Consider the following 5299-nt stretch of genomic DNA (forward strand, 5'->3'; position numbering starts at 1 on the left):
CGGGGGCGGCCAGGTCGATGCCGGAGTGGAACTCCTTGACCGCGGGGTCGAACGGCGAGACCCTCTCCCCCATCGGCGATGTCACCCGGGCGTCCTGGTCGGCCAGGGGCCACCCGAAGACGATTTTGACCGCGACCAGCCGCTGGGACTTTGGGGACCAGCCGACCGCTTCCCCCCGGGCCCTGAGGATGGGGGCGATGGTCGCCCGGACGTGGCCGGCGACGTCGTCGACCGGGGCCCCGAGGGTCACCTGGCGGCCGTCGACGAAGGCGACCTGTTCCTTGAGCTTGAGCGAAGTGACGGGCATGGGCTTTACCTCCTAGCGAGTCAGGGCCCAGACGGCCAGGCCGGCGCAGATCGTGGAGAGGAGGGTAATGACGGTCAGAATAGACCAGGTCGGCCGGCCGGCAAACTGGTCGAGCCTCTTCCAGATCTTGTCGAGGCTGGTGGTTTGGCGTTCCTCGTGATCCTCGAACGTCTCCTTGAGGGCCTTGATCTTCTCCTCGTGCTGGCCGACCACGACGGCCAGGTCCTTGGCGGCAATCTCTCTCACTTGATCGTCTCCTCCCCGAGGGCCTTCCGGGCGAGGTTCGTCATGGCTAGGTTGATCCGGTCGATCTCGGCCCTCTTCTGTTGTGGGGTCATGGTCTTGGAGAACTCGACCTTTGAGCGCAACTGGCGGAGGTCGGAGAGGGCCTGGCGGTAGTCGCGGAGGCGGCTGAGGCGGGTCCCTTCCTCCCGACGGAGCTTGGTGCCACCCTTCTTGGAGGTCTGGTACTTCTTCTCCAGGGCATCAGCTTCGCGGTAGAAGCGGTCGATGGAGGCGCTGCTCGTCTGGGGCGTCTCGACGGCAAAGGCCTTGGCGATGGGGATTTCGGAGAGGGTCCGGGCGGGCTTGGCGACCGGCTTCGCCACGCCGGCGGCGACGAGCCCCGCGTCGGCCAGGTCAACCCCATACTTTCCGAGGCCTCCGAGGACCTCCCGGATGGTGTTGTCGATCTTGCGCGGGGAGAGGTTGGTGGCCTTACCGATCAGCTTGGCCGTCTCCGACGTCGCCGCCCCATATTGGCGCCATGCCTCAAGACCGGTCTCGCCCTCGGGGACGATTGAAACGCCGGTCCTGAGATCCCTGTTGGCCCAGGCCTCGATGGCCCAAACAGCGGCGGTCGGGATGAAGCCGGGGGTGCCGGCGTCGAACAGGGTCTTGGCCAAGCCGTCCATAGCCTTCGGGTCCTTCTCCTTGAGCCAGGTCAGGGTCCGCTCTGGGATGGTCCCGAAGATGACGCCAAGCTCGAAGGGCTTTGGAATGGAGATGAACCGGGTGGCCTTGACGATCGAGCCGTCCTTCTGCTTGACGTCCTTGGTGCCGGCGGGGATGTTCCAGAAGAGGTCCTTCCGCCACGAGGGCAACTCGTCATAAAAGGGGTCGTCCTTGTTGACCATCCACAGGAGCATCGAGGGGAGGGTGATGGCCAGGGTGGCCTTGACGGTCGTGCCCGCGGGGTTCTCCAGGAAGGCGCGGCGCATCTTGTCCATACCCTGGACCGAGGCGTTGGAGAAGGCGACGAGGCGGTTCCATGTACCCATCTTCGTGCCCTTCCGGGCGAAGTCGACGGTGATGTCCCGGGCGGCCAGGGCGGCCTTCATCAGGCCCTCACGGCTCGTCCCCTCCTTGGCCAGGGCCCGCTCGAACTCGCCGAGTCTGGTCCCGACCTCCATCAACTCGGAGATCTCCTGGAGGGTCTGCACCGGATGGCGGAAGGCGTTGACGAAGGCGTTCTTGTTCTCGAGGAGCTTTCTCAGGGTCCCCTGGAGGTACTCCCGGTCCAGACTGACCAGGGCGCTGTGGCCGGCCCCCGACTCCAGGTAGAGTTGGTACAACTCGTCCTGGTTGACGGCGTGCATGATCCCCTTGACTAGGTCGACCCCGGGCACGAACCCGTACTTCGAGTAGATCAGGGCGGACAGTTGGTCGCGGATGGGATTGCGGACGATGAAGTCGGGGCTCAGGGTGGCGCCTGCGCGGAGGAGGCTGGCCGGGTAGCTCAGGATCTTGACGATGGTATCGGCGCCCTTCTCGTCGAGCGACAGGACGGCCTGGTAGAGGTCGGGGTCGCGGACCTGGTAGTGGACCGGCTGGCCGTCGCGGTAGGTGGTGAGGACGTTCTCCTTCGACGGGGCCTTGCCGAGGTCATCGACCCTGGAGAGCCACCACCCGCCACCCTCGGTCTTGTCGGCCAGGTCGGCCAGGGCCCGGCCGGCCCGGTTGTTGTCGGCGAGCTTCGTAAACAGGTAGATGTCCTTGACCGTCGACTCCAGGGGGTCGATGATCTCCCTACTGGAGCCGGTGATCGAGTGGATGGCCTTGGGGAGGTCGGCGAAGCCCTTGGGGCCGCCGGCCTTCTGGCCGAGGTTCAGGGCGTCTTCGAAGACCCGCTTGAACGGGACGTAGTCCTTGTTCAGGGCCTCGATCTTGGCGGCGTCAGCGGCGCTGATCCGGCCGGAGTCGACCACGTCCATCAGGCTGGCGTGATACTCCTCTGGAGGCCGTCGAAGGCCTTGCGGAACTCGGGCGTGTCGAGCGACCTAAAAGCGGCCTGGACGTCGCCGGAATACGTCCCCTTGCCGAGGCCGTGCTCGATCTCCCGGGACTCGAGTTCGACAGCCCGGCGGGCGGCCATGTAGGCCTGGAAGTCGTCAATCTTGCCGGCGACGGGCTTGAAGACGGCGTCAAGTCCCTGGGTCTCCTTCTTGAGGGTAATGGGGTTCCGGTGCCCAAACCTTATCCGGCCCTCGGCCTTGGCCCCCGACCCCCGGGACAGCCAGGCCAGGAGGAACGGGTCCTCACTGGCCGAGATCGTCCGGCCGCCTGCCCTTTGGAGTTCGTGTGACGTGCGCCGGATCGGGTCGAACGCGTCAACCGTAGCCTTATAGATGCCCTTGAGGGTGAGCGGCTTCTTGCCCTTCTCCCCCACCGACATCGACCCGAGGATGCGGTCCCTGGCGGACTGGCCGTACCAGGCGCTCAGTTTCTCTTGCGACCGGCGGAGGACCTTGGCCAGGCCGGGTTCTTGCTTGAGTAGGTCGTCGAAGGCCTTGGCGAACTCGGGGGCCAGGGCCCGGGCCTCAACCTCGCCCTTGTTGGTCCAGATCGAGACGAACTCGGCGACACCCTCGGCGGCGAGCCGGTCAGGGGCATACCCGGGCGCGGAGACCGGCTTGGCCAGGAATTCCAGCTCGGCGACCTGCTTCGGGGTCAGTTTGCCGAGGTCCGAGAGAAGAAGCTTCTTGTCGATGGCGTGCCCGGTCTCGTGGAAGATGGTCTTGAAGTTGCCGGCCTCTGCTGTGCGCATGACCTCTGGCCATATCTCGAAGGTCCCGAGGATCTTCTTGCCCGGGGGCGCGGCGGACTGGTCGATGTGACCGATGTAGATGGGCCTCTTGAGGTCCTGCTCGATCTGCCGGCGGATGTCGGCCCGCTTGACCACCTGAGCCCATGTCTTGCCCGGGGTCCCCGGCTGGGCCATCGGAGCCGTCAGGGCCATGGGTGGCTGACCCGGCTGGCCGACCTTCGCCTGGAAGGCGGTGCGGATGTCTCGGTTGATCCCGCCCTGCCCGGCCGCCTGGGTCATGGGGGCCTCGGCCAGCCGCCTGGCCGCCGGGGTGGGCTCGGCGGCGGTCGTCCGGGTGCCGGAGGACGTGGGCGGCGCATCCCTGACTATGCTGCGGTCAAGAACTAGCCAGTTGTCCTGAAGCCCTTCGGTGTAATGAACTGAATCGTAACCCCCCTCTTTGAGGGCCTTCCTGACCGGCGCTAGGTTCTTGCCTCTGAAAAGGCGGAATACGGGGAAGTTCTCTCCTTCGCGCTGGACAATCGCCTCCGCAACGTCGGGCTTGACGCCGATGCCCTCAAGGAGGGTGATGGCTTTCTCGTGGTTGATGACACCCTGTTTGCCGTGCCCCGTGAGGTCTAGTGTCCTCTTTGGGTTCGCCACGACCTCCGTGACCGTCGGCTTGTAGCCCTCAGGCTTGGGGCCCACAAGGTGTTCTGATACCTTCTCATAGGGATTTGCGTAGGCTTCTGCCGTGCTACGTTGGCTGGTGAGGTAGAGCAAGTCGCTGTTCTCGGCGGTTATCTGGGTGAGTTCCTTCGCGTCTTGAATGGCGGTCTCGGCCTTCTTCAACTCAGCGGCGTAGTCGGCCGCCAATCTCTGGGAGTCCTCGGCGGCGGTCTTAGCCCGCAAGAGAGCGTCTAGGGTGTCTCCAGAAGCACTCCACCCGGCTGAGTCCACCGCTTGCTGAAGCCTAGCCTTCTCGCCAGTCAGCCGTTGTAGCTTGACCTCCTCGTCGCCTACCCGCTTGCGCCACAGTACGGCCTTGTCCTCAAGCGAACGGTCAATGACCTCGTCAAAGGTCTTAACCTTGGCGATGTTGGACTGCGTTCCGAGGGCGGCGGCGTCAGCGCTCGGCACAACCTGTCCGCGATAAAGCCGCAGGCCTTGGCCCGGGGTAGGAGCTTTCGCGGCCCCTCCTGGGCTGGCCAGGACCTCCACGCTCCCGCCGATCGGGTTCCCCTGGACCTGGCCGACGTACTCCTGGCCATCCTGGACGAATGAGACGCGGTCACCCTTGCGGATGCCGCGCTTCTGCATCGCCGGGGAGGTGGCGTCAAGGATGTTCGTGGGCTTGTCGAGCCAGGTCAGCTCGGGGATGTCTACGAAGAACGGCTCGGGCTGGCCGGTCGGTTCGCCGAAGGGGCCGGTCGCCGCGGCGGGCTTGACCGGGGCATTGACGACCCCGGCGGGCTTGATGGACGTCGGCGCTTCCTTGGCCTTCAGGGCCTGGCCGAAGAAGTCGGTGGCCTCGGACGCGGCCCGCTTGGCCATGGCCTTCTTGATGACGGGCTGGATGACGTACTTGCTGAGCCCCTCGGTGGCTGCCGGCAGACCGGCGCCGAAAGTCAGGCCAGCCCCGGCGGCCAGGGCGGTCTCCTTGGCCGACCGGCCCTCGATGGCCGACTCGGCCGCCATGGTGCCCGCGCCGGCGAGCCCCTCGGCGAGGATTCGCCCGCCCTTCGTCGCGGCTCGGACGGGGCCCATGACCTTGCTGGCCACCTTGGTCGCGCCGCCCCAGGGGATGCTGTAGCCGAGCAGGTCACCGCCGAACCCGGCCACCTTGCCGAGGGTCGTCTTGGCGGGCGCGGGCCGTGGGATCACGCCAAGGGTGGCGGCGCTGACCGTCCGTCCGCCGAGCTGCTCGGTCGGCTCGCTCATTGGGCGGAACGGGGTGAACCCGAGCA

General features: G+C 66.2%; 4 protein-coding genes. All 4 read right to left on the reverse strand.

What is annotated here, in order from left to right:
* Positions 1–307 (reverse strand): hypothetical protein (locus VGL40_09480; protein HEY3315487.1); only part of this gene is annotated, 307 nt, incomplete at its 3' end.
* 12 nt (positions 308–319) lie between these two features.
* Positions 320–553, reverse strand: a complete 234-nt coding sequence (locus VGL40_09485; protein HEY3315488.1) for a hypothetical protein — start codon at positions 551–553, stop codon at positions 320–322.
* Positions 550–2520, reverse strand: a complete 1971-nt coding sequence (locus tag VGL40_09490; GenBank protein HEY3315489.1) for an LPD38 domain-containing protein — start codon at positions 2518–2520, stop codon at positions 550–552. The genes VGL40_09485 and VGL40_09490 overlap by 4 nt, the downstream gene beginning before the upstream one ends.
* Positions 2520–5299 (reverse strand): hypothetical protein (locus tag VGL40_09495; protein HEY3315490.1); only part of this gene is annotated, 2780 nt, incomplete at its 5' end. The genes VGL40_09490 and VGL40_09495, both read right to left, overlap by 1 nt.

This window comes from Bacillota bacterium, assembly GCA_036504675.1.
In the GTDB taxonomy this organism is placed as follows: Bacteria; Bacillota; Sulfobacillia; order JAJYWN01; family JAJZPE01; genus DASXUT01.

Excerpts from the sequence above, each read along its gene's own strand:
- VGL40_09490 (HEY3315489.1), bottom strand. The coding sequence starts at position 2,520 with ATGGACGTGGTCGACTCCGGCCGGATCAGCGCCGCTGACGCCGCCAAG.